The 279-nt window shown below is 40.5% G+C and carries 1 protein-coding gene; it reads left to right on the top strand.

The features are described 5' to 3' along the window. The coding region (locus tag AAEY88_RS13220; protein ID WP_407074464.1) for a ParA family protein at nt 1–224 on the top strand (224 nt) is incomplete at its 5' end. Between the last annotated feature and the right edge of the window lie 55 nt (nt 225–279).

Here is a 279-nt window from a genome sequence, read left to right on the forward strand (position 1 = left end):
CTATAATTGCCACCATGTACGATAAGCGCACGAAAGCCTCGTTAGAGGCATATAAAACACTGCAAAATACTTATACTGATAAAGTATGGCCGGGCGTTGTTCCGGTAGATACCAAATTTAGAGACGCCAGTTTAGCGCAACAAGTTCCAAGTGAATTTTGTCCACGGTCTCGCGGGGTATATGCCTACAAGGCATTGCTCGACTATTTAATAGAACAAGGTTAATCAATGAGTAAGCAATTATTTGCTAATGAAAAAGTAATGACTCAATATCTAGGCG

The sequence above is a fragment of the Psychrobacter sp. CAL346-MNA-CIBAN-0220 genome (assembly GCF_040309805.1).
Classification (GTDB): domain Bacteria; phylum Pseudomonadota; class Gammaproteobacteria; order Pseudomonadales; family Moraxellaceae; genus Psychrobacter.